Origin of the sequence: Sphingomonas sp. Ant20 (genome assembly GCF_000783375.1) — a bacterium.
GTDB classification, from domain to species: Bacteria; Pseudomonadota; Alphaproteobacteria; order Sphingomonadales; family Sphingomonadaceae; genus Sphingomonas; species Sphingomonas aerolata.
Map to the genome: position 1 here is coordinate 1 of NZ_JRVI01000075.1, position 21,773 is coordinate 21,773.

Sequence of the window (21,773 nt, forward strand, 5' to 3'; positions counted from 1 at the left end):
GGCCCGCGCGCGGCTGGCGCGACGGCAAGGCCGCGAGCTTCGACGCGTATGATGCGAAGGCCGAAGCGCTGGCACTGCTCGCCGCCTCGGGCGCACCCGTCGACAATCTCCAGGTCATGGGGGAGGCGGGTGATGCCTGGCATCCGGGTCAGTCGGGCACGCTCCGGCTCGGGCCGAAGACGGTGCTGGCGAGCTTCGGCATGCTGCATCCGCTGGTGCTCAAGGCGTTCGACCTCGACGGCGCGGTCGCTGCGGTCGAAGTCTATCTCGACGCGATCCCGCCCAAGCGCGCTTCGGGCTTCGCGCGCCCGGCCTACACGCCGCCGGCGTTGCAGGCGGTCCGCCGCGACTTCGCGTTCCTCGTGCCGGCGGCGCTCGCGACCGACGCGCTGGTGCGTGCGGTCAAGGGCGCCGACAAGGCTGCGATCGTCTCGGCGCGCGTGTTCGACGTGTTCACCGGCCAGGGCGTCGAGGACGGCCACAAGTCGGTCGCGGTCGAGATCGTCCTGCAACCCACCGCCAAGAGCTTCACCGACGAGGAGCTGAAGGCGGTCGCGGACAAGGTCGTCGCGGCGGCAGCGAAGCAGGGCGCGAGCCTGCGCGTCTGAGCGTCTCCTCACCCTCCAACACCACCCCGGCGAAGGCCGGGGCCCAGTTGAGGAACGGGTGTAACGGCGGACAGTCTCTCGTTACTTCCACCTTTCCAACTGGACCCCGGCCTTCGCCGGGGTGGGGCCGCCGGGTTGTCCGATGAGCGTTTTGAAGACCCGCATGTTCGACCACGAAGGAAGGACCCCAATGACCGACCTGATCACGATCGCCAACGACCACCTCACCGCGCAGATCAACCCGCTCGGCGCCGAGCTCACGTCGCTCAAGGACGCGGACGGGCGCGAGCTGATGACCGACGCCGACCCGGCCTATTGGACCGGCCACGCGCCGATCCTCTTCCCGGTCGTCGGTCGCCCCTACCGCGACACGATCCGCGTCGACGGCACCGAATATTCGATGAAGCAGCACGGCTTCGCCCGCCGCATGGCGTTCGCGGTATCCGAGCAGCAGCCGGGATCGGTCGCCTTCACGCTCGAGGCGACGCCCGAGACGCGTGTGGTCTATCCGTTCGATTTCCGGCTGACGGTGACGTTCGCGCTGGTCGACGCGACGCTGAGCGTCGACGTCGCGATCACCAACCCCGCCGCGCAGCCGCTTCCGGCGAGCTTCGGTTTCCACCCCGCCTTCGCCTGGCCGCTGCCCTACGGACAGGATCGCGCCGACCACCGTATCGTCTTCTCGGCCGACGAGCCCGATGCGCTGCGCATGATCGCCGACGACGGCACGATCGCGGAGGGCGAACGGCCCTCGCCGCTGGAGGGGCGGACGCTGCGCCTGCAGGACGCGCTGTTCGCGAAGGATGCGCTGGTCTGGGATTCGGTCCGGTCCGACTCGGTCACCTATGGCGCCGAAACCGGCCCGCAGCTGCGGATCGACTTCCCCGACACGCCGATGCTCGGCATCTGGACCAAGCCCGGCGCGGCCTATGTCTGTGTCGAGCCGTGGCACGGCATCGCGGACCCCGAAGGCTATGACGGCGATTTCCGTGCCAAGCCCGGCGTCTTCGAGATCCCAGCAGGTGCCACCAAGCGCATCGCGCTCCACGTAACGCTGATCCGCTAAAAACCCCTCCCCCTTCCAGGGAGGGGGTGGGGGTGGGGTGGGGCATAGCCGCAAGCGCCAAGCCCGTGGTGAGACCCCACCCCCAGCCCCCCTGAAGGGGAGGGGACCAGCTATCGCTGCGATTGCACCCCCTGTCCTCCGGCCCCCGCATCTGCCAAGAGCGGCAGCATGACCGCCGGACTCCCGGCCCAACCTTCTTTGCGAGCCGCGACAGGCTCCCCGGACCCACGCCATGACCCAATTTCCCCGCCGCACCTTCGCGATCATCTCGCATCCCGACGCGGCAAGACCACGCTGACCGAAAAGCTCCTGTATTTCGGCGGCGCGATCCATCTCGCCGGCGAGGTGAAGGCGCGCGGCCAGAACCGCCGCGCCCGTTCCGACTGGATGAAGATCGAGCAGCAGCGCGGCATCTCGGTCACGTCGTCGGTGATGACGTTCGAACGCCAGGGAATCACTTTCAACCTGCTCGACACGCCGGGCCACGAGGACTTCTCGGAAGACACCTACCGCACGCTGACCGCGGTCGACTCGGCGGTCATGGTGATCGACGCCGCCAAGGGCATCGAGCCGCAGACGCGCAAGCTGTTCGAGGTCTGCCGCCTGCGCAACGTGCCGATCATCACCTTCGTCAACAAGGTCGACCGCGAGGGGCGCGACCCGTTCTCGCTGCTCGACGAGGTGGCCGAGATGCTTCAGCTCGACGTCTGCCCGATGAGCTGGCCGGTCGGCATGGGCGGCGAGTTCGAGGGGGTGTACGACCTCTACGCCAACACGCTGAGCCGCCCCGAAGGCGACAGCCGCGAATTCATGGGCAAGGCGATCCCGTTCGCGGGTATCGACGACCCCAAGCTCGCCGAGATACTGAGCCCCGAAGGTATCGTCCGCCTCTCCGACGAGGCCGAACTCGCACAGGGCGGCTATTCGAGTTTCGACGCCGACGCCTATCGCGCAGGCAATCTGACGCCGGTCTATTTCGGCTCGGCACTCAAGGATTTCGGTGTCGCCGAGCTGATCGCAGCGCTCGCCGACTACGCCCCGCCACCGCGCGCGCAGCCCGCCGAGCCCGCCCCCATCTCCCCCGACGAGCCCGAAGTCACCGGCTTCGTGTTCAAGGTGCAGGCGAACATGGATCCCAACCACCGCGACCGGATTGCGTTCATGCGGCTGTGCTCGGGCGTGTTCAAGCGCGGCATGAAGCTGACGCCCACGGGCCACGGCAAGCCGATCGCGGTCCACTCGCCGATCCTGTTCTTTGCGCAGAACCGCGAGCTGGCGGACGAGGCGTTCCCCGGCGACATCATCGGTATCCCCAACCACGGCACGCTGCGCGTCGGCGATACGCTGAGCGAACGCGCCGCGATCCGCTTCACCGGCCTGCCGAACTTCGCGCCCGAAATCCTGCGCCGCGTCGTGTTGAAGGATTTCACCAAGACCAAGCAGTTGCGGAAAGCGCTCGACGACATGGCCGAGGAGGGGGTGACGCAGGTCTTCTACCCCGACATCGGCTCGAACTGGATCATCGGCGTCGTCGGGCAGCTCCAGCTCGAGGTGCTGCTGTCGCGGCTCGATGCGGAGTACAAGGTTGCGGCCGGGCTCGAGCCTGCGCCGTACGAGACCGCGCGCTGGATATCGGCGGAAGATCCGCAGGAGCTCAAGACCTTCGCCGAGATCAACCGCGGCGCGATGGCGAAGGATCGCGACGGGAACCCAGTGTTCCTCGCCAAGAGCGCGTGGGAAGTGAACTATATCGCCGACCGCTATGCGAAGATCCGCTTCGCCGCGACCCGCGAACGGTAAGGGACCGCCATCGATCGTCATCCCCGCCCACGCGAGGATGACGAACCGGCAGGCATGCGGATCAATCCGCGGCCAGGGCCTCGGCGAGCATGTCGCGGATCGCGCGCAGTGCCGTGATCGGCGTCTCGGCGGGCGCAACGATCTCGGCAGCGACCGCGGCCGGTGCGCCCTTTTCCGCGGCCAACAGCTGCTGGACGCCGCGCACGGTATAGCCGTCGCGATTGAGCAGCTGGTCGATCCGGCGCACCAGCGCGACGTCCTCGACGCGATAATAGCGACGATTCCCAGCACGCTGGAGCGGTCGGAGCTGGGGAAAACGCGTTTCCCAATAGCGCAGGATATGCTGTGGCAAGCCGGTATCGTTCGACAGTTCGCCGATGGTCCGGAATGCGGTACTGGCCTTGCCGGAACTGTCCGGCATCGCGTGCCTCAGCCTGCGCCGACGATGCGTTCGCGCATCATCTGGCTTGCGCGGAACGTCAGCACGCGGCGCGGTGCGATCGGCACCTCGACGCCCGTCTTGGGGTTGCGACCGATGCGCTCGCCCTTGTCGCGCAGAACGAACGTACCAAAGCCCGAAATCTTGACATTCTGCCCGCTGGTCAGTGCTTCGCACATCTCGGTCAGGATCTGTTCGACGACTTTTGAAGCATCCGATCGCGAAAGTCCGATTTCGCGATGAAGCGATTCGGCTAGATCGGCTCGTGTCAGCGTACCCGTCATTGTCATTCCGAAACTCCCACACCCATTGCGGTACCTACACAAGCAGCGTGATCATCGGAAGAGCTTTATCGGACAAATTGCAACTGGCTTTCAGTTGCGTTTAGAAGCGGATGACCGCCGCACCCCAAGTAAAGCCGCCACCCATCGCCTCGAGCACGACGATCTGGCCCTGCTGGATCCGTCCGTCACGGACCGCCACGTCGAGCGCGAGCGGTACCGACGCCGCGGAGGTGTTGGCATGCTGGTCGACGGTGACGACGACGCGCTCGGGGGCAAGGCCCAGCTTGCGCGCGGTCGCGTCGAGGATCCGGGCATTCGCCTGGTGCGGCACGACCCAGTCGACCTGGTCCGCGGACAAGCCCGCCATCGCCAGCGATTCGGTCATGACGGCGGCAAGGTTGGTCACTGCGTGACGAAACACCTCGCGGCCCTTCATCCTGAGCTTGCCGACCGTCCCGGTCGTCGAGACGCCGCCATCGACATAGAGAAGCTGGTTGTGTCGCCCGTCGGCATGCAGCTTGGTGGTCAGGATCCCGCGACCGTCCGCATCGGCAGTGTCCTGCGCCTCGAGCACGATCGCGCCCGCACCGTCGCCGAACAGGACGCAGGTCGTGCGATCCTCCCAGTCGAGGATCCGGCTGAACGTCTCGGCACCGATCACCAGCGCGCGCTTGGCGACGCCGCTGCGGATCATGCTGTCGACGACCTGGACCGCGTAGAGAAAGCCCGAGCAGACCGCAGCGACGTCGAACGCGACGCAGTCGTCGATCCCGAGCATCGCCTGCACCTTGGTCGCGCTGGCGGGGAAGGTCTGGTCGGGCGTCGCGGTGGCGAGCACGATCAGGTCGATGTCCTGCGCGTCTACGCCTGCTGCAGCGAGAGCCGCGCGGCAGGCATCCGCCGCCAGAGTCGCGGTCGTCTCGCCTTCGCCGGCGATATGGCGGAATCGGATGCCGGTGCGCTCGACGATCCATTCGTCGCTGGTGTCGACCTGTTCCGCCAGCTGCGCATTCGAGACGCGGCGGACCGGCAGGGCCGATCCGGTGCCGGTAATGACCGAACGGATCATGCGGCTTCCTTGACGTTGCCCAGATCGTCGCTGATCCGGCGAACGAGGTCGTTTCTCACCATCTTGGCGGCATTGCCGATCGCCGTCGCCACGCCACGCTCATTGGCGCCGCCATGGCTTTTAACGACGATGCCGTTGAGCCCGAGAAACACCGCGCCGTTGTGATTATTGGGATCGAGATGATCGCGCAGCAATTCGGTCGCGGGCTTCGAAATCAGGAAGCCGAGCTTCGACCGGACCGAGCTGCGGAATGCGCGCTTGAGCAGGTCGGCGACGAATCGCGCGGTGCCCTCGGCGGTCTTGAGCGCGATATTGCCCGAAAAGCCGTCACACACGACGACGTCGACATCGCCGCGCGACAGCCGGTCGCCTTCGATGAAGCCGGTGAAGTCCATGTCGAGCTTCGGCGTCGCGCGCAGCATGGCGGCGGCCTCGCGAATCTCGTCGGTGCCCTTCATGTCCTCGCTGCCGATATTGAGCAGCGCGACACGCGGATGCGCGATGTCGAGCGCGGTCCGTGCATAGGCGCCGCCCATGATCGCGAACTGGACGAGGTTGCGCGCATCGCACTCGGTATTCGCACCAAGGTCGAGCATCACCATGTCGGTGTCGCCAAGCGTCGGAAGGCGCGCGGCGAGCGCCGGGCGATCGATGCCCGGCAGGGTCCTGAGCGACAGCTTCGCCATCGCCATCAGCGCGCCGGTGTTGCCGCTCGAGACCGCGGCTGCGGCACGCCCCTTTTTGACGAGATCGATGGCGATGCCCATCGATGTCGTCTTGGCGCGACGAATCGCCTGGCTCGGCTTGTCGCTCGAGCCAACCACCTCGGGGGCGTGGACGATCTCGGAGTTGAGTTCGAGATTCGGATGGGCTTTCAGCCCGTCGCGAATCGCGGTTTCGTCACCGACCAGCAGGAAATGCATGCCGTCAAACTGGCGTCGCGCACGCGCGACACCCGCCAGCATTACCGCCAGCCCGTCATCGCCACCCATCGCATCGACGGCGATCCAGGCGCTGTCGGGCATGCTCACGTCCTTCGCTCAGGTAAGGGCTCAGCCCTCGACCGAAAGGATTTCGCGACCGTTGTAATGGCCGCAAGACGTGCAGAGGTTGTGCGGGCGCTTGAGTTCGCCACAGTTCGGGCACTCCTGAAATGCCGCGATCGTCAGCGAATCGTGGCCACGGCGCATGCCGCGCTTGGAGGGCGAGGTTTTTCTCTTGGGGACGGCCATTTCGGCACCTTGTTCTTTATAAAGGTCGGGGCTCCGATAGGCCCGGACGAAGGAGTCGGCAACCGACTGTTAAGGTCGGCCGCGTGAGCTACCATACGGCCTGACGCATCGCGAAGCGTGGCGCTATAGCGATAATCGCCTGCGTTGCAAGCATGGTGGCACAGTGGCACGACCCGCGCACACCGGAAACATCGAGGAATAAGCTGCATGATCCTGCCCGTAACCCTGACGATCGCCGCCGCGGCCGCGATCATCAATCTCTGGCTGGCCTTCCGGATCGTGCCGACTCGCCTCAAGGACAATGTCCTGCTGGGCGACAATGGCAATCCGGTCCTGCAGGGGCGGATGCGGGCGCAGGCGAACTTCGTCGAATATGCGCCCTTCATCCTGATCCTGTTTGCGCTGATCGAACTGGGCGGCGGATCACCCCGCTGGTTGTGGATCGCGGGAGTCGTTTTCGTTGTCGCGCGAATCGCGCACGCCTTCGGCATGGACAAGACGACGTCGAACCTGCCGCGCGCCGGCGGCGCGCTCGCGACCTGGGCGCTGATGGCGCTGCTCGCGGGCTGGGCGCTCGCGATCGCCTATCAGGCCGGTGCCACGCCGTCGGTCACGACGTTCCAGACCGCACCGATCGAGGGTCGCGCATGAGCATCGTCCGGAATGTCGCCGCGCTCCTCGCCACGCCGATGCTGCTCGCGGTCGCGACGCCCGGTCTTGCGAAGGACGGCCCGGCGCAGGACGCCATCTCACCCGAGCATCTGTCCGCCGATGTCAGGACGCTGGCGTCGGACGCGTTCGAGGGGCGGGCACCCGGAACCGCGGGCGAAACCAGGACGATCGACTGGCTCATCGCGCAGTTCAAGGCGATGAAGCTGTCGCCGGGCGGGCCGGACGGCAGCTGGACGCAGGCGGTGCCGCTGGTCCACACGCGCCTGGGGCAGGGCAGCGTGCGCGCCGGGGCAACGCCGCTGGTCCAGGGCCGCGACGTCTATCTCAGCACGGTGCGCGGGGTCGACCGCGTCGCGATCGCAGACGCGCCGATGGTCTTTGTTGGCTACGGCGTCACCGCCCCTGAACGCGGCTGGGACGACTTCAAGGGTCTCGACCTCAAGGGCAAGGTCGCCGTCTTCCTGGTCAACGACCCCGATTTCGAGGCGGTGGCGGGGGACGATGCCAAGGGCCGGTTCGGCGATCGGCGCATGACCTATTATGGACGCTGGACCTACAAGTTCGAGGAGGCCGCGCGGCGTGGCGCGGTGGCGGCGCTGATCGTCCACGACACGCCGGGTGCCGGTTATGGCTGGGCGACGGTCACCGCACCCGCGGGCGAGAATTACGACATCGTGCGCGAGGATCCGGCCTCGCGCGTCCTGCTGCAGGGGTGGATCGAAGGGGCCGCCGCGACCCGGCTCTTTGCCGCCTCCGGCCTCGACCTCGCCACCTTGCGCAAGGCCGCGCGGCACAGCGATTTCCGCCCCATCGCGCTGAAGCAGCGGTTCACGACCGACCTTCCTGTCCGTCACGACACGGCGGAGAGCCGCAACGTGCTGGCGATGCTGCCCGGCAAGACCCGTCCCGACGAAGTGGTGATGTTCGGGGCGCATTGGGATGCGTATGGCGTCGGCGCGCCCGATGCGCAGGGGCGCACGATCCGCCCGGGTGCCAATGACGACGCGCTCGGCGTCGCGGGCGTGCTCGGCCTTGCCCGCAGCTTTGCCGCCGCGCCGCGCACCGACCGCAGCCTCGTCTTCGCGTTGTGGAGCGGGGAGGAGCGGGGGCTGCTCGGGTCGGAAACCTATGCGGTAAAACCGGTCTATCACGCGGCGAAGACGGTCGCCAACCTGACGCTCGACATTCTCCAGACGGCAGGGCCGGCGCGCGACGTCCTGCTGGTCGGCGCGGGTCAGAACAGCCTCGAGGACATGCTGGGCGATGCCGCCAAGGCGCAGGGCCGCGTCGTGACCCCCGAAGCGCTCCCCGAACGGGGGCTGTTCTACCGCGCGGATCATTTCTCGGTCGCACGGCGCGGCGTGCCGACGCTGTTGCTGATGGCGATCAGCGGTGCGTCCGACCTCGTGACGGGCGGCAGACCCGCGGGGCAGGCGTGGCTCGACGGCTATATGAAATGCTATCACCAGACGTGTGACGCCTGGAGTGCGGACTGGGATCTGCGCGGCGCGGCGCAGGATGTCGGTCTGTTCCAGACGATCGGTACGAAGCTGGCGAACAGCAGGCTCTGGCCGGAGTGGCGCAACGAATCGGAGTTCAAGTCGGTTCGGGCTGAAAGCGCGGGGGAGCGGAAGTAGGACTCAACCCACACTCGCTACCACCCCGGCGAAGGCCGGGGCCCAGTTGGGAAGGTTGCAGTAACGGTGCGCGACTTTCGCCAATTCTCGTCCCCCAACTGGGCCCCGGCCTTCGCCGGGGTGGGGTGATTGGCACGTTGGACATCTGCTTCCCGGTGTCCTCCCGCCTCCGCGGGGGAACAGGGACCTACGCCGCCAGCGCCCGATCGCTCACGAACAGGTTGGTCGCGCGCTCATGGGCGAACGTGCTCGCGGGGCCGTGACCCGGGATGAAGCTCGTATCGCTGCCCAGCGGCCACAGCTTCTCGACGATCGACGACAGCAGCACCCGGTGATTGCCGCCGGGCATGTCCGATCGTCCGACCGACCCCTGGAACAGCACGTCGCCGACCTGCGCGAATTTCGATGGCGCGTGATGGAAGATCACATGGCCTTCGGTGTGCCCCGGCGTTTCGTAGACATCGAGAACGAGGTCGCCGACCGACACCCGGTCGCCCTCGACGAGCCACCGGTCGGGTTCGAAATTGACGCCGGCGATCCCGTATTTCGGCCCGTCCTGATCAAGCCGCTGGAGCCAGAAACGGTCGGCCTCGTGTGGCCCCTCGATCGGCACTGCCAGATCGTCGGCCAGCGCCTTCGCCTCGCCGGCATGGTCGATATGCCCGTGCGTCAGCAGGATCTTCTCGACCGTCACACCCGCCTCCGCGATCGCCGCCTTGATTCGCGGCAGGTCGCCGCCGGGATCGACCACCGCCGCCTTCATCGTCGCGGTGCACCACAGCAACGTGCAGTTCTGCTGGATCGGCGTGACGGGGATGATCGCGGCACGCAGCGGCGGCAGGGAGGTCTTTGTCATTCCGGCAAAATAGGGCGGCGGGCGGTTTCGGGCAATCGCCGCTTGCGGTTTGCCTGCCGCCCCGTGCATCAGTCGGCACGATGTGGACTGCGCCCTTCGTGCTGCTTGATGATGCCCGGGAGGCGGGGGCCCCCGCGCGCCTGTACGACCGGCCTGTTCGGGTCGTTCGCGCGGACACCCCCGATGCCGTGCAACCCGCGCTTGCGGAGATCCGTCGCGGTCTGGCCGAGGGGCTGCATGCCGCGGGGATGCTGGCCTACGAAGCGGGGATGACGTTCGCGTCGCGTGCGGTCGATACCGGCCCGCCGGACGGCCCGTTGCTGTGGTTCGGCCTGTTCGAGCGCTACGAGACGATCCCCGCGGCGGCGCTGCCCGCGCTGTTGCCCGATCCTGCCGGAATCTGGGTTGGGCCGCCGCAGCCGCAGATCGACCGCGAGGTCTATGATGCGCGAATCGCGCGGCTGCTCGCGCTGATCGCGGCGGGCGACATCTATCAGGCCAATCTGACCTTTGCCGCGACCGTGCCGTTCATCGGCGATCCCCGCGCGCTCTATGCCCGTCTCAGACACCAGGCGCGCGCCGGCTATGGCGCATTGATCGACACGGGCGACGAGACCTGTCTGTCGCTGTCGCCCGAACTGTTCTTCACGCTCGAGGGCGATCGGCTGACCTGTCGGCCGATGAAGGGCACCGCGCCGCGCGGCGCCACGCCCGACGTCGATCGCCGCCTCGCCGAGGAACTAGCCGCCGATCCGAAGCAGCGCGCGGAAAATCTGATGATCGTCGACCTGATGCGCAACGACCTGTCGCAGGTCGCGCAGGGTGTCTCGGTCCCCGACCTGTTCACGGTGGAAACCTATCCAACCGTCCACCAGATGACGTCGACGGTGGCAGCGCGGCTGACCCCAGGTCGCGATGCGATCGATGTGCTCGCCGCGCTGTTTCCCTGCGGCTCGATCACCGGCGCACCCAAGCAGCGCGCGATGGAAGTGATTGCAGAGGTCGAGCAGGCCCGTCCCCGCGGCCTCTATACCGGCGCGATCGGCCGGTTCGATCCCGGCGGCGACGCCGCGCTGAACGTCGCGATCCGCACGCTGACGGTGCGCGACGGTGACGCGGTGATGGGACTCGGCTCGGGGATCGTCGCGGACAGCGTCGCCGACCAGGAATGGCAGGAATGCGCGGACAAGGCGGCCTTCGTCACCGCCGGACAGCGCAAGCTGGACCTGATTGAGACGATGGCGTTCGATCCCGAACACGGGGTGATGCGGCTCGAACTGCATCTCGCCCGGCTGACCGCGAGTGCTGCGGCGCTGGGGTTCAGCTTCGATCGTCACGCGGTTCGGAACGAGCTGCAGGCGGCGACCTTCCGGCTGCGCGGTCCGCGGCGGATCCGGCTGGTCGTCGCGGCATCGGGCGCGGTCGCGATCCAGGTCGGTCCGATGCCGGTCACGCCCGCGCAGATGACGGTCGCGATCGTCCCGCTGCCCGTCGCGCCCGCCGATATCCGGCTGCGCCACAAGACCAGCGACCGCGCCTTTTACGACGCGCGCGGCGTGCCGCGGGTACCACAGAAGTGGTGTTCGAGGGGCCCGACGGTTTCCTGACGGAGGGGAGCTTCACCTCGTTGTTCGTGCCGCGCGACGGGGTGCTGGTGACCCCGCTTGCGGGCGCGCTGATCCCCGGCGTGCTGCGCGCCGATCTGCTCGCCAGCGGCCAGGCGGTCGAGGGACGGTTGACGCGCGCCGACCTCGCCAACGGGTTCCGTATGGGAAATGCGGTGCGCGGGCTCGTTCCGGCCGTTGTTGCGGTTGCGAAATCAGGCGATCGCGGCGTATAGCCCGCGCGAATTCCGCAGGCGCCGCTGCGGTCAACCGCAGAGGTTTCACCATGCACGCATCCGCCGCCCTTGGCCGCATCAGCCCTTCGCCGACCCTCGCGATCACGTCGCGTGTGCTCGAACTGAAGCGCGCCGGCGTCGACGTGATCGGGCTGGGGGCGGGCGAGCCTGATTTCGACACGCCCGATTTCGTCAAGGAGGCCGCGATCCAGGCGATTCGCGACGGCAAGACGAAATACACCAATGTCGACGGTACGATCGAGCTGAAGCAGGCGATCGCCGCCAAGTTCGCGCGCGACAACGGCCTGACCTATGCGACCGACCAGATCAGCGTGAACGTGGGCGGCAAGCACACCCTGTTCAACGCGATGGTCGCGACGATCGATCCGGGTGACGAGGTCGTGATCCCCGCACCCTATTGGGTCAGCTATCCCGACGTCGTGCAGTTCGCCGGCGGTGTACCGGTGATCGTCAAGGCCGGCCCCGAGGTCGGCTATAAGCTCGCACCCGAGGCGCTCGACGCGGCGATCACGCCCAAGACCAAGTGGGTGATCCTCAACTCGCCGTCGAACCCGACCGGCGCCGGCTACACGATCGACGAGCTGAAGGCTCTGGGCGCGGTGCTCGCGAAGCACCCGCATGTCTGGATCTTCGCCGACGATATGTACGAGCATATCGTCTATGACGGCTTCAGGTTCGCGACGATCGCCGAGGCGTGCCCCGAGCTGTTCGAGCGCACGCTGACCGTCAATGGCTGTTCCAAGGCCTATGCGATGACCGGCTGGCGGATCGGCTATGCGGGCGGCGCAAGCTGGCTGATCAAGGCGATGGCCAAGCTCCAGTCGCAGTCGACCTCGAACCCGTGCTCGATCGCGCAGGCCGCCGCGGTCGCTGCGCTCAACGGCGACCAGTCGTTCCTCGCCGAGCGCAACACCGCTTTCCAGGGCCGCCGCGATCTGGTCGTGTCGATGCTGAACGAAATCGACGGCATGGAATGCCCGACGCCCGAGGGGGCGTTCTACGTCTATCCGTCGTTCGCCGCGCTGATCGGCAAGTCGACGCCGAACGGTCGGCTGATCGACACCGACGAGGCGATGGTCGGCTATCTGCTCGACGATGCCAAGGTCGCAGTCGTGCAGGGCGCGGCGTTCGGCCTCAGCCCCGCGTTCCGGATCAGCTATGCCACGTCGGACACGCTGCTGCGCGAGGCCTGCACGCGGATCCAGACCGCCTGCGCGGCGCTACGCTGATCCAGCACGCCCGGCAACATCGCGGACATGCCCGGACATCCGCCAGCAACCCTGCTGGCGGATGAACGGATTGGCCACATCGCGTTAATCGACCGTTTCATAAAACGGCATTGTGAAGACGCGGCATCCCCACGACATGCTGGGTCGTAGCTGACGTGATCCACCGGGATCACGCCAAGTCTGATTTCAACAGGAGCGCATGATGCGCAATCTTATCAAGTCGAGCTTTCTCTGGCAGTTTACTGGCGGTTTTGTTCTGGGTGCGCTGGGTCTCCTTGCGTTCCAGCCCGCCGAGGCAACGCAGCCGGTGTATGGCGCGCCCGTGCACACCGCGCCCGCCCAGCGCTGAGCCTGCTGAATCCCGGTGATCGGTCGCCGAAAGGCATTCCGCGCCGGGGCTGGAAACGTCATCGAGACGCCCCACATGATCAACATGCACACGCCCCTTTTCGCAACGCTCGCCGCCGTCGGACTCGCCGGTGCGGTCATCGCCACCGGTTCTGCGCAGGCAGAGCGCGCGGTCATCATCCCGGCCGCGACCGTCGATGTCCCGCGGACGGGCGGCCTGCAGACCGCAGTGTTGGCGGGGGGCTGTTTCTGGGGGCTCGAGGCGGTGTTCGAGCATGTCCGCGGCGTCAAGGGCGTGACCGCAGGCTATGCCGGCGGGACCAAGGCGACCGCGACCTATGAGCAGGTGTCGAGCGAAACCACGCGGCATGCCGAGGCGGTGCGGATCAGCTATGATCCCCGCGTCGTGAGCTACGCCACGCTGCTGCGCGTCTATTTTTCGATCGCGCATGATCCGACGCAACTGAACCGCCAGGGTCCCGACAGCGGCACCAGCTATCGCTCCGCGATCTTCCCGCAGTCCCCGCAGCAGGCGCAGGTCGCACGCGCCTATATCTCACAACTCGGTCAGACGCGGGCGTTCGCGCGGCCGATCGTCACGACGCTGGAAACCGGCAGCTTCTATCCCGCCGAAGCCTATCATCAGAACTTTTTCGACCGGAATCCGACGCATCCCTACATCGTCGCCTGGGACAAGCCCAAGCTCGCGGCGTTCCGCAAGGCCTTCCCGACGATCGCCAGCTGACGCCGGCTGATCGCTTTAGGCAGACACGGCGATCCGCGTGTCCGGTCGCTGCGCGGCGACCGGAAAGCGCAGCATCCGGTCCGCGACCGGCAACAGCGCCTGCGCACCCCTGCCCACGGCGCGGATGATCTCGGGATGGTCGACGTCCAGCCCGCCCGTCAGCGATCCGAAGGCGGGCAGGATCAGCTTGGTCTCGGTCGCGACGAAACACCGTCGCGCGACCTGCTTGCCGCGCAGCCGAAGCCGCAATTTGGGATGGAAATGGCCCGAGAGTTCGGGTCGGGTTTCACGGGGATCGGCCTCGTGGCGCAGTACCAGGCCATCGACACAGGCCTCGTCGACGACCGTGCCACCGCACCGGTCGAGGATCATCGGGTCATGATTGCCCGTGATCCAGGTCCAGTGCGTCTTTTGCGTCATGGCGCGCAGCATCTCCTGCGCGCGCTGCGGCAGCCGGACGCAGCCGTCGTTGTCATGGAAACTGTCGCCGAGACACCAGATCTCGGTCGCGCCGGTCGCATCGAGCACGGCGGCGAGTTCGGTCAAGGTCGCGATCGAATCATAAGGTGGCAGCATCTGGCCACGGCTGGCGAACCAGCTCGCCTTCTCGAAATGCAGGTCGGCGACCAGCAAGGCGTGTCGCGCGGGCCAGTAAACCGCACCTGCCGCCAGCGCCGAAAGCGTGTGTCCGCCGAACGAAAAGGGAACCATCAGGTGGCCATGCCGTCGGTCGACGTTCGAATCAAGCGATTGTGCAGCGCAGCGTCGAACACTTGCGCATGGCTGCAATCGGCGTAAAGCGCGCCGTCCCATCAGGAGGAGCGCTTTTCGCGCCATGTCGTCCGTCGCCGGAACACCCCAGCCCGCTGAAACGTCCACCGATCTGTCGGCGGCGCATCTTCACCCGCACCCGGCGCTTGCCGCGCTGACCGTGGGGGCGATCGGCGTGGTGTTCGGCGATATCGGCACCAGCCCGCTCTATGCCTTTCGCGAAGCGCTCGGCCAGAGTGCGGCGGGCGGGATCGATCCGAGCGAGATTCTCGGCGTGCTCAGCCTCGCGCTGTGGTCGCTGTTCCTCGTCGTCACGGTAAAATACGTCATTTTCCTGATGCGCGCGGACAATCAGGGCGAGGGCGGCGTGCTTGCGCTCGCAGCGCTTGCAAGGCGGGCCTTGGGGGTGCGCTCGAAGATCGCGATCGTGCTCGGGGCCGCCGGTGCGTCGCTGTTCTACGGCGATGCGATCATCACGCCCGCACTGTCCGTCCTCTCGGCGATGGAAGGGCTGCGCACGATCCCGAGCGCTGCGCACATCTTCAACGAAGGCGTGGTGCGCGCGTTGACGATCGCGATTCTCATCGTCCTGTTCGTGATCCAGTCGCGCGGCACGGCGCATGTCTCGAAGCTGTTCGGTCCGGTCTGCATCGTCTGGTTCGTCGCGATCGGTGCGCTGGGCGTGTGGCATATCGCCGACGAGCCCTCGATCGTCCGCGTCTTCTCGCCGACCTACGGCGTCGCGTTTCTCGCGACCCACGGCGTCACCGGGCTGTTCGTGCTCGGCGCGGTGTTCCTGACCGTCACCGGCGCGGAAGCGCTGACCGCGGACATGGGCCATTTCGGCAAGCTGCCGATCCGCATCGGCTGGTTCTTCCTCGTCTTTCCCGCGCTCGCGCTCAACTATCTGGGGCAGGGCGCGTTCGCGCTGTCGCAGCTCGAGGATGCCGCGCGTCGGGGCGTCCCGTTCGTCAATCAGGACTGGTTCTTCCTGATGGCACCCGAATCACTGCGCCCCGCGCTGATCATCCTCGCGGGCTTCGCGACGGTCATCGCCAGCCAGGCGGTGATCACCGGCGCGTTCAGCCTGACGCAGCAGGCGATCCAGCTCGGCCTGCTGCCGCGGCTGCGCATCCGCCAGACCTCGGCGGTGTTCGCCGGGCAGATCTACCTTCCCGCGATCAACTGGCTGCTGCTGATCGGCGTGCTGGTGCTGGTGATCCAGTTCAAGACCTCGTCGGCGATGGCTGCGGCGTATGGTATCGCGGTGACCGGCACGATGGTCGTCACCACGCTGCTCGCCTATATCGTCGTGCGCCACCGCTGGAACTGGTCGCGGCCGCTGGCGCTGGCGGCGATCCTGCCGTTCCTGACGCTCGACCTGATCTTCTTCGGCGCGAACATCCTGCGCGTGATCGAGGGCGGCTGGGTGCCGCTGGTGATCGCGGCGTCGATCGGGCTGATCATCTTCACCTGGGTGCGCGGCAAGAAAATCGTCAGCGCGTTCGAGAAGCGGCAGAGCATCCCGCTCAGCGATCTTGCAGCCGCGCTCGAGAAGCGCCCGCCCGAGCGTGTGTCGGGGACCGCGGTGTTCCTCACCGCCAATCCGCACGCCACGCCCGGCGCGCTGCTCCACAATTTGAAGCACAACAAGGTTCTGCACGAGCGCAACCTGATCGTCAGCATCCGCACCGCGGATCGCCCGTTCGTCGATCAGGCAGGCCGCGCCAAGGTCGAGCGGGTCGATGACAATTTCTCGATCGTCGTGCTGACCTACGGCTTCATGGAATCGCCCGACGTACCGCGCGATCTCGGTGTCGGCGCCAAGACCGAGCAGCTCGGGCTCGACCCGATGCGGACGTCGTTCTTCATCGGCCGCAACACGCTCAAGCCCGACGCGGAAAAGGGCATGCCGCCCTGGCAGGACCGGATCTTCATGTTCCTGCAGCGCAACGCGAGCGATCCGACCGATTTCCTGCGGATCCCGCCGGGCAAGGTGCTCGAACTCGGCGAGCAGGTGACGGTCTAGACTCCCTCTCCCCTAGGGGAGAGGGAAGGGGCCCGCACGGCGAAGCCGGGTGGGAAGGGTGAGGGGCTTGAGGCTACGGACGATGATCCCAATGCCCCTCACCCTTCCGTCGCCTGCGGCTCCTCCCTCCCTCTCCCCCCGGGGGGAGAGGGACGAGCGGTCATCCCGCGAACGCCTTGACCAGATCGTACAGATAGTCGCGGCCGTCATAGAGCGATGCAATCCGGATCCGTTCGTTCAGGCCGTGGATGCCGCCCATGTCCTTGTCGATGAACACGCCCGGCGCGCCATAGACCGGGATGCCGATCGCCTCGAAGAAGATCCCGTCGGTCGCGCGGTCGACATCAACGCCAGGATCGGCAGGCCGGGGAAGTGCTTGGCCGCGACCTTCGTCACCGGGCCCATGATCTTGGGATCGAGCGTCGGCGGGATCGCGGTCGGCCGGACCGGCTGGTTCGCGGTCACGCTCACCTTGGTACCGGCGAGCGACTTCAGCTTCGCCAGCGTGCCGTCGACCGTCTCGCCGGGAAAGATCCGGCAGTTCACATTCGCGGTCGCGCGCTGCGGCAGCGCGTTTTCGGCATGGCCCGCACTCAGCAGCGTCGCGACACAGGTGGTGCGCAGCGTCGAATGCATCGCCTTGTCGCGGCTGACGATCGCGTCCGCCGCCTTGTCCTGCGGGTTGGCGAGCAGGCGCGTGATCGCGTCGCCCATCGTGCCCGGCATCGCCTTTGCACTCGCGGCGAAGAAGGCGCGCGTCGTGTCGGTGAAGGTCACGGGGAATTCATGGCCCTGCACCGCCTTCACCGCATCGGCGAGTTCGTAGATCGCGTTGTCGGGCGTCGGCTGGGAGCTGTGCCCGCCGGGATTGGTCGCGGTGAAGGTGTAATTCTGCGCGGCCTTCTCACCGACCTGGATCGCCAGCAGCTGGCGCTTGCCATTATCGTCGAGCCGCCCACCGCCGCCCTCGTTCAACGCGAATTCGGCGGCGATCAGGTCGGGCCTGCTTGCGGCGAGATATTGCGCGCCGTTCCACGCGAAGGTCGTCTCCTCGCCACAGGTCAGCGCGAGCTTGATCGTCCGCTTCGGCGTATAGCCCGACGTCTTGAAGCGGATCATCGCGTCGGACCAGATCGCCGCCTGCGCCTTGTCGTCGACGGTGCCGCGGGCATAATAATAGCCGCCCTCCTCGATCAGCGTGAACGGATCGCGCACCCAGTCCTCGCGCTTGGCCTCGACGACGTCGAGATGGCCGAGCAGCAGCATCGGCTTGATCGACGCGTCCGACCCCTTCAGCACCGCGACCAGCCCGCCATCCTTGGGATGCTCGGGCACCGAGAAATAGGTGATGTCGGCATCGGCATAGCCCGCGCTTTTCAGCCGCGCGCCGATCTGCGCGGCGGCCTGTGTGCAACTGCCCGACGACAGCGTCGTGTTGGTCTCGACCAGCTCCTTGTAGAGTCCGAAGAACGCCTTCTGGTCGGGGCGGCTCTGCGCAAATCCCGTACCGGGCATGGTGACGACACTGGCCGTCAGCATCATTCCCGCCATCACCCTGCTTACTGCGCGCATCGTCGTCCCCTTGATCGTTTATTGCAGCAGCGTTGCAGCGAATGATCGATCACGCAACCTCAACGCGGCGGGACATTGCGCGGCAGGGCAAGCCGCACCTCGCGATTGGCAAAGTCGATGTCGACGCGGCGGAACAGCATGAGCGCATCCATGCCGAGCAGGATCGCGGGCCGTTCCGCCAGTCCGAACTGGCGAAAGGGCGGGGCGTCGACGGCCGTCAGCGCGATCGGCAGGCTGGTGATCGTCAGGCTGCCGATCATGACGCGATCGATCGTCGAATAGTCCGCCATCACCGTCTGTCCGGTGACACCGGTCAGCGCGATCGATTGCGATCGGACCGGCTTGCGCAACAGCTTGCGGCGCAGTGCGGCATTGCCCATGCTGACCGACGACCCGGTATCGATGATCACGCGGATCCGGACGCCGTTGCAATAGGCGTCGGTGACGACGAGCTGGCCGAACAGACTTCGTGCCCGGACGACGATCTCGCCCCGCTCGGTTCGCTCGCGGCGGTTGCGCCGGCGCGCGGGCGTCACGGTCATCGTGCGGGTGTCGAAATCGATTCCCACCGCGCGTCCCTGCAGCGTGTCGATCCCCAGCAGCCCCAGCGCACCCAGATTCTGCGCGGCGATCGCGGGCGCCTCGATTGCCGGGGTGTCGATCGTGCCGACCCGCAGCGCCGGGATGATCACGGTCGCGACGTTGTCCGATCCGGTCATGCCCGTGACGCGGACGATCCGGCCGGGCGCAAGCCGCAACACCGCCGCAAGCTCGCGTGAGATCACGGTGCGTTGCGCGCCGGTATCGACGACGAACTTCTGCGGACTGGTGCCCGCGATCGACACGGGCACGGTCATCCTGCTCTCGTCCTGCCCGAACAGCATCACCGTGTTTGCTGCAGATGCTGCATCATCGACCGGTGCAGCATAAGCGGGCGGGGCGGCGGGTTGCGGGGTAGCGTCCGGGGCAGACTGCTGGGCCGCAGCCGGGGCAGCGATGATGAGCAACACCGGGCCTGACCACCTGCGCATGACCCGATGCTGCGCCCGAAACCGACGGACGACAAGTCGTTCGTCCCTGGTTCGTCTCGGGTCCGTTCAGTCGATCCGCATCGCCTCGGCCGCCAGCGCCTCCGCCTCGATCAGCAGGGCGTCGTCGGACGTGTTGGTGGTGACCTTCTCGCGCCCGATCAGCGTCAGGATCGGCACCGCGAGCGGCGTCACGCGCTCGAGGTCGACATGCAGCATCGTTTCCGCCGCGCGGTCGAGCAGCCCGGCCAGTCGCCCGACATCGGTCATCCGTGCGCGCGCATCCGCCCAGGCCGCCTCGAGCAGCAAATGCGTCGGCTCGTATTTGCGGAGTACGTCATAGATCAGGTCGGTCGAGAAGGTGACCTGGCGTCCGGTCTTGCGCTTGCCGGGATGCTGGCGCTCGACCAGCCCGCCGATCACCGCGACCTCGCGAAACGCGCGTTTGAGCAGGTGCGATTGCTGCACCCAGTCGACGAACTCATGTTCGAGAATATCGGCGGAGAACAGCGATGCCGGGTCGGTGATCTTGTCGATCCCGTACACCGCCAGAGCATAGTCGTTCGCGACGAAGCCGAGCGGTTTCAGCCCCTGCGTTTCCATCCGCCGGGTGATCAGCATGCCGAGCGACTGGTGCGCGTTCCACCCCTCGAAGCTGTAGGCGACCATGTAATGCCGCCCTTCGCGCGGGAAGGTTTCGACCAGCAGCTGACCGGGTTCGGGCAGGACCGAGCGAAGCCGCTGATATTCGAGCCATTCGCGCACATCGTCGGGAAACCGCGCCCATTCGCCAGGATGCGCCAGGAACCCGCGGACGCGGTCGGCGAGGTTGGTCGACAGCGGCATCCGGCTGCCGCCATAGGTCGGGATCCGCGCAGGCTTGGAGGTTGCGCGGACGACCAGGTCCTCGGTGTCCATCTTCACCACCTCGAGGCTGAGCCCGGCGAAGAAGAAGGTGTCGCCGGGGCTGAGCTGCGCCGCGAAGCCTTCCTCGACGCGGCCGAGCGCGCGGCCATTGCCGAACCGCACGTTGAGCATCGTCGCCTCGACGATGATCCCCGCGTTCAGCCGGTGCTGGCCGATGAACTTCGGGTGGCTGATCCGCCATGTGCCGTCCGCATCCTGCGTCAGCCGCTTGAACCGGTCATAGGCCTTGAGCGCATAGCCGCCGTCGCTGATGAAGCCGAGCACGCGCGAGAAGGTCTCGGCCGGCAGCGCGGAATAAGGGAGGGCCGAGCGGACCTCGTCGAGCAGGTCCTCCTCGCGGAACGGCGCGGCGCAGGCGCAGGCCATCACATGCTGCGCCAGCACGTCGAGCGCGCCGACGCGGAACAGGTCGGGATCGAGCTCGCCCGCCTCGACCGCGTCCAATGCGGCGCGCGCCTCGAGATATTCGAACCGGTTGCCGGGGACGAGGATCGCCTTGCTCGCTTCGTCGAGCCGGTGATTGGCGCGGCCGATGCGCTGGAGCAGCCGCGACGAGCCCTTGGGCGCGCCCATCTGGATCACGCAGTCGACATTGCCCCAGTCGACGCCGAGGTCGAGGCTCGCGGTCGCGACCAGCGCGCGCAGCTTGCCCTCCGCCATCGCGCCCTCGACCTTGCGCCGCGCCTCGCGTGCGAGGCTGCCATGATGGACGCCGATCGGCAGCGTGTTCGCATTCACCTTCCACAGATCCTGGAAGATCAGCTCGGCGAGGCTGCGCGTGTTGCAGAACACGATCGTCGTCGCATGCTTCTCGATTTCCGCCATCACCTGCTCGGCGGCATAGCGGCCCGAATGGCCCGACCACGGGATGCGACCCTCGGGCAGCAGGATCGCGATGTCCGGATCCGCGCCCGCCTCGCCCTGCACCATCGCGACCTGGTCGATATCGCCGTCGGGGGCGAGCCATGCGCGATAGCCGTCGGCATCCGCGACCGTCGCCGACAGCGCGACGCGCCGCATGCCCGGCGAGATTGTCTGCAACCGCGCCATGCACAGCGAGAGCAGGTCGCCGCGCTTGCCCGTCGCAAACGCATGGACCTCGTCGATCACGATCGTGCGGATGCCCTCGAACATCGTGATGCTGTCGGGATAGCTGAGCAGCAGCGAGAGCGATTCGGGCGTCGTCAGCAGGATCTGCGGCGGTTTCACGCGTTGCCGCGCCTTGCGGTCCGACGGCGTGTCGCCGGTGCGCGTCTCGACGCGGATGTCGACGCCCATTTCCTCGATCGGCGTCAGCAGGTTGCGCTGGACGTCGACCGCGAGCGCTTTCAACGGCGAGACATAAAGTGTGTGGAGCCCGCTGGTCGGCTCCTCGATCAACTCGGCGAGCGTCGGCAGGAACCCGGCGAGCGTCTTGCCTGCCCCCGTCGCCGCGACCAGCAGCGCGTGGTGCCCGGCGCGTCCCTGCGCCAGCATGTCGGTCTGATGCCGGCGCGGCCGCCAGCCCCGTGTCGCGAACCAGTCATCGAGTTGGGGGGGAAGGTCGCTCACGGCCTGTTCACGCATGGTCGTCATATGGGTGCACTATGCCGCAACGCCA

At 67.0% G+C, this 21,773-nt stretch carries 16 protein-coding genes and 4 pseudogenes; 10 read left to right on the plus strand and 10 right to left on the minus strand.

The window, feature by feature from the left end:
* The 3 genes and pseudogenes from NI18_RS11225 to NI18_RS11235 all read left to right on the plus strand — a co-directional run.
* Nucleotides 1–608: pseudogene (locus tag NI18_RS11225) on the plus strand (phenylalanine--tRNA ligase subunit beta); the annotation flags it as partial.
* Between the two features lie 190 nt (nucleotides 609–798).
* Entirely contained in the window at nucleotides 799–1,674 is an 876-nt protein-coding gene (locus NI18_RS11230) for an aldose 1-epimerase family protein (protein WP_031438819.1), read from the plus strand.
* 232 nt (nucleotides 1,675–1,906) lie between these two features.
* Nucleotides 1,907–3,474: pseudogene (locus tag NI18_RS11235) on the plus strand (peptide chain release factor 3).
* A 61-nt stretch (nucleotides 3,475–3,535) separates the two neighbouring features.
* Here the strand turns inward: NI18_RS11235 and NI18_RS11240 are convergent.
* From NI18_RS11240 to rpmF, 5 genes are all read right to left on the minus strand, one after another.
* Nucleotides 3,536–3,895, minus strand: a complete 360-nt coding sequence (locus NI18_RS11240; RefSeq protein WP_031438821.1) for a MerR family transcriptional regulator — start codon at nucleotides 3,893–3,895, stop codon at nucleotides 3,536–3,538.
* An 8-nt stretch (nucleotides 3,896–3,903) separates the two neighbouring features.
* A complete protein-coding gene (locus NI18_RS11245) occupies nucleotides 3,904–4,203 on the minus strand; it encodes an integration host factor subunit alpha (protein WP_031395326.1) in 300 nt (99 codons plus the stop codon).
* 94 nt (nucleotides 4,204–4,297) lie between these two features.
* Nucleotides 4,298–5,266 (minus strand): beta-ketoacyl-ACP synthase III, encoded by a 969-nt coding sequence (locus NI18_RS11250; RefSeq protein WP_031395325.1) that lies wholly within the window; start codon nucleotides 5,264–5,266, stop codon nucleotides 4,298–4,300.
* A complete protein-coding gene (gene plsX, locus NI18_RS11255) occupies nucleotides 5,263–6,291 on the minus strand; it encodes a phosphate acyltransferase PlsX (RefSeq protein ID WP_031395324.1) in 1,029 nt (342 codons plus the stop codon). Before plsX ends, NI18_RS11250 begins: the two co-directional genes overlap by 4 nt.
* 27 nt (nucleotides 6,292–6,318) lie before the next feature.
* Nucleotides 6,319–6,498, minus strand: a complete 180-nt coding sequence (gene rpmF / locus NI18_RS11260; RefSeq protein ID WP_031438822.1) for a 50S ribosomal protein L32 — start codon at nucleotides 6,496–6,498, stop codon at nucleotides 6,319–6,321.
* Nucleotides 6,499–6,705: 207 nt separating this feature from the next.
* Between rpmF and NI18_RS11265 the strand changes: the two genes are divergently transcribed.
* Complete coding sequence (locus tag NI18_RS11265) at nucleotides 6,706–7,149, plus strand: MAPEG family protein (protein ID WP_037529964.1); 444 nt, start codon at nucleotides 6,706–6,708, stop codon at nucleotides 7,147–7,149.
* 38 nt (nucleotides 7,150–7,187) lie between these two features.
* The gene (locus tag NI18_RS11270; RefSeq protein WP_037529968.1) at nucleotides 7,188–8,807 is read left to right on the plus strand and encodes a M28 family metallopeptidase; all 1,620 of its coding nucleotides are present in this window, start codon (nucleotides 7,188–7,190) and stop codon (nucleotides 8,805–8,807) included.
* Nucleotides 8,808–8,994: 187 nt separating this feature from the next.
* Here the strand turns inward: NI18_RS11270 and NI18_RS11275 are convergent, their stop codons facing one another.
* Nucleotides 8,995–9,663: an MBL fold metallo-hydrolase gene (locus NI18_RS11275; protein ID WP_031394761.1), complete on the minus strand. Its 669-nt coding sequence runs from the start codon at nucleotides 9,661–9,663 to the stop codon at nucleotides 8,995–8,997.
* An 80-nt stretch (nucleotides 9,664–9,743) separates the two neighbouring features.
* On the opposite strand from NI18_RS11275, the pseudogene pabB reads away from it, so the two are divergent.
* From pabB to msrA, 4 genes and pseudogenes are all read left to right on the plus strand, one after another.
* Nucleotides 9,744–11,503, plus strand: a pseudogene (gene pabB / locus NI18_RS11280) (aminodeoxychorismate synthase component I).
* A 50-nt stretch (nucleotides 11,504–11,553) separates the two neighbouring features.
* Nucleotides 11,554–12,753 (plus strand): pyridoxal phosphate-dependent aminotransferase, encoded by a 1,200-nt coding sequence (locus NI18_RS11285; RefSeq protein ID WP_037529965.1) that lies wholly within the window; start codon nucleotides 11,554–11,556, stop codon nucleotides 12,751–12,753.
* A 202-nt stretch (nucleotides 12,754–12,955) separates the two neighbouring features.
* The gene (locus NI18_RS25690) at nucleotides 12,956–13,102 is read left to right on the plus strand and encodes a hypothetical protein (RefSeq protein ID WP_166746496.1); all 147 of its coding nucleotides are present in this window, start codon (nucleotides 12,956–12,958) and stop codon (nucleotides 13,100–13,102) included.
* Between the two features lie 84 nt (nucleotides 13,103–13,186).
* Entirely contained in the window at nucleotides 13,187–13,846 is a 660-nt protein-coding gene (gene msrA, locus NI18_RS11290) for a peptide-methionine (S)-S-oxide reductase MsrA (protein ID WP_037529969.1), read from the plus strand.
* A gap of 15 nt (nucleotides 13,847–13,861) precedes the next feature.
* Here msrA and pdeM read toward each other — a convergent pair whose 3' ends face one another.
* The gene (pdeM, locus tag NI18_RS11295; protein ID WP_052149152.1) at nucleotides 13,862–14,557 is read right to left on the minus strand and encodes a ligase-associated DNA damage response endonuclease PdeM; all 696 of its coding nucleotides are present in this window, start codon (nucleotides 14,555–14,557) and stop codon (nucleotides 13,862–13,864) included.
* 124 nt (nucleotides 14,558–14,681) lie between these two features.
* Here pdeM and NI18_RS11300 point away from each other — a divergent pair, with 124 nt between their 5' ends.
* The gene (locus NI18_RS11300; RefSeq protein WP_052149153.1) at nucleotides 14,682–16,646 is read left to right on the plus strand and encodes a potassium transporter Kup; all 1,965 of its coding nucleotides are present in this window, start codon (nucleotides 14,682–14,684) and stop codon (nucleotides 16,644–16,646) included.
* 160 nt (nucleotides 16,647–16,806) lie between these two features.
* Here NI18_RS11300 and NI18_RS11305 read toward each other — a convergent pair.
* From NI18_RS11305 to NI18_RS11315, 3 genes and pseudogenes are all read right to left on the minus strand, one after another.
* Nucleotides 16,807–18,197, minus strand: a pseudogene (locus NI18_RS11305) (M20/M25/M40 family metallo-hydrolase).
* Nucleotides 18,198–18,277: 80 nt separating this feature from the next.
* Complete coding sequence (locus tag NI18_RS11310; RefSeq protein ID WP_037529966.1) at nucleotides 18,278–19,249, minus strand: aspartyl protease family protein; 972 nt, start codon at nucleotides 19,247–19,249, stop codon at nucleotides 18,278–18,280.
* Nucleotides 19,250–19,315: 66 nt separating this feature from the next.
* Nucleotides 19,316–21,724 carry a ligase-associated DNA damage response DEXH box helicase gene (locus NI18_RS11315; RefSeq protein ID WP_306286381.1) on the minus strand — a complete coding sequence of 803 codons (2,409 nt, stop codon included), beginning with the start codon at nucleotides 21,722–21,724 and terminating at the stop codon, nucleotides 19,316–19,318.
* Nucleotides 21,725–21,773: the final 49 nt, after the last annotated feature.

Bases quoted from the DNA above. Each gene is read 5' to 3' on its own strand.
- NI18_RS11240 (WP_031438821.1), bottom strand. From the start codon at position 3,895: ATGCCGGACAGTTCCGGCAAGGCCAGTACCGCATTCCGGACCATCGGC.
- NI18_RS11270 (WP_037529968.1), top strand. From the start codon at position 7,188: ATGCTGCTCGCGGTCGCGACGCCCGGTCTTGCGAAGGACGGCCCGGCG.
- NI18_RS11310 (WP_037529966.1), bottom strand. From the start codon at position 19,249: ATGCGCAGGTGGTCAGGCCCGGTGTTGCTCATCATCGCTGCCCCGGCT.
- NI18_RS11275 (WP_031394761.1), bottom strand. From the start codon at position 9,663: ATGACAAAGACCTCCCTGCCGCCGCTGCGTGCCGCGATCATCCCCGTC.
- NI18_RS11285 (WP_037529965.1), top strand. From the start codon at position 11,554: ATGCACGCATCCGCCGCCCTTGGCCGCATCAGCCCTTCGCCGACCCTC.
- NI18_RS11250 (WP_031395325.1), bottom strand. From the start codon at position 5,266: ATGATCCGTTCGGTCATTACCGGCACCGGATCGGCCCTGCCGGTCCGC.
- NI18_RS11230 (WP_031438819.1), top strand. From the start codon at position 799: ATGACCGACCTGATCACGATCGCCAACGACCACCTCACCGCGCAGATC.
- pdeM (WP_052149152.1), bottom strand. From the start codon at position 14,557: ATGGTTCCCTTTTCGTTCGGCGGACACACGCTTTCGGCGCTGGCGGCA.
- msrA (WP_037529969.1), top strand. From the start codon at position 13,187: ATGCACACGCCCCTTTTCGCAACGCTCGCCGCCGTCGGACTCGCCGGT.
- NI18_RS11300 (WP_052149153.1), top strand. From the start codon at position 14,682: ATGTCGTCCGTCGCCGGAACACCCCAGCCCGCTGAAACGTCCACCGAT.
- NI18_RS11245 (WP_031395326.1), bottom strand. From the start codon at position 4,203: ATGACAATGACGGGTACGCTGACACGAGCCGATCTAGCCGAATCGCTT.
- plsX (WP_031395324.1), bottom strand. From the start codon at position 6,291: ATGCCCGACAGCGCCTGGATCGCCGTCGATGCGATGGGTGGCGATGAC.
- NI18_RS11265 (WP_037529964.1), top strand. From the start codon at position 6,706: ATGATCCTGCCCGTAACCCTGACGATCGCCGCCGCGGCCGCGATCATC.
- rpmF (WP_031438822.1), bottom strand. From the start codon at position 6,498: ATGGCCGTCCCCAAGAGAAAAACCTCGCCCTCCAAGCGCGGCATGCGC.
- NI18_RS25690 (WP_166746496.1), top strand. From the start codon at position 12,956: ATGCGCAATCTTATCAAGTCGAGCTTTCTCTGGCAGTTTACTGGCGGT.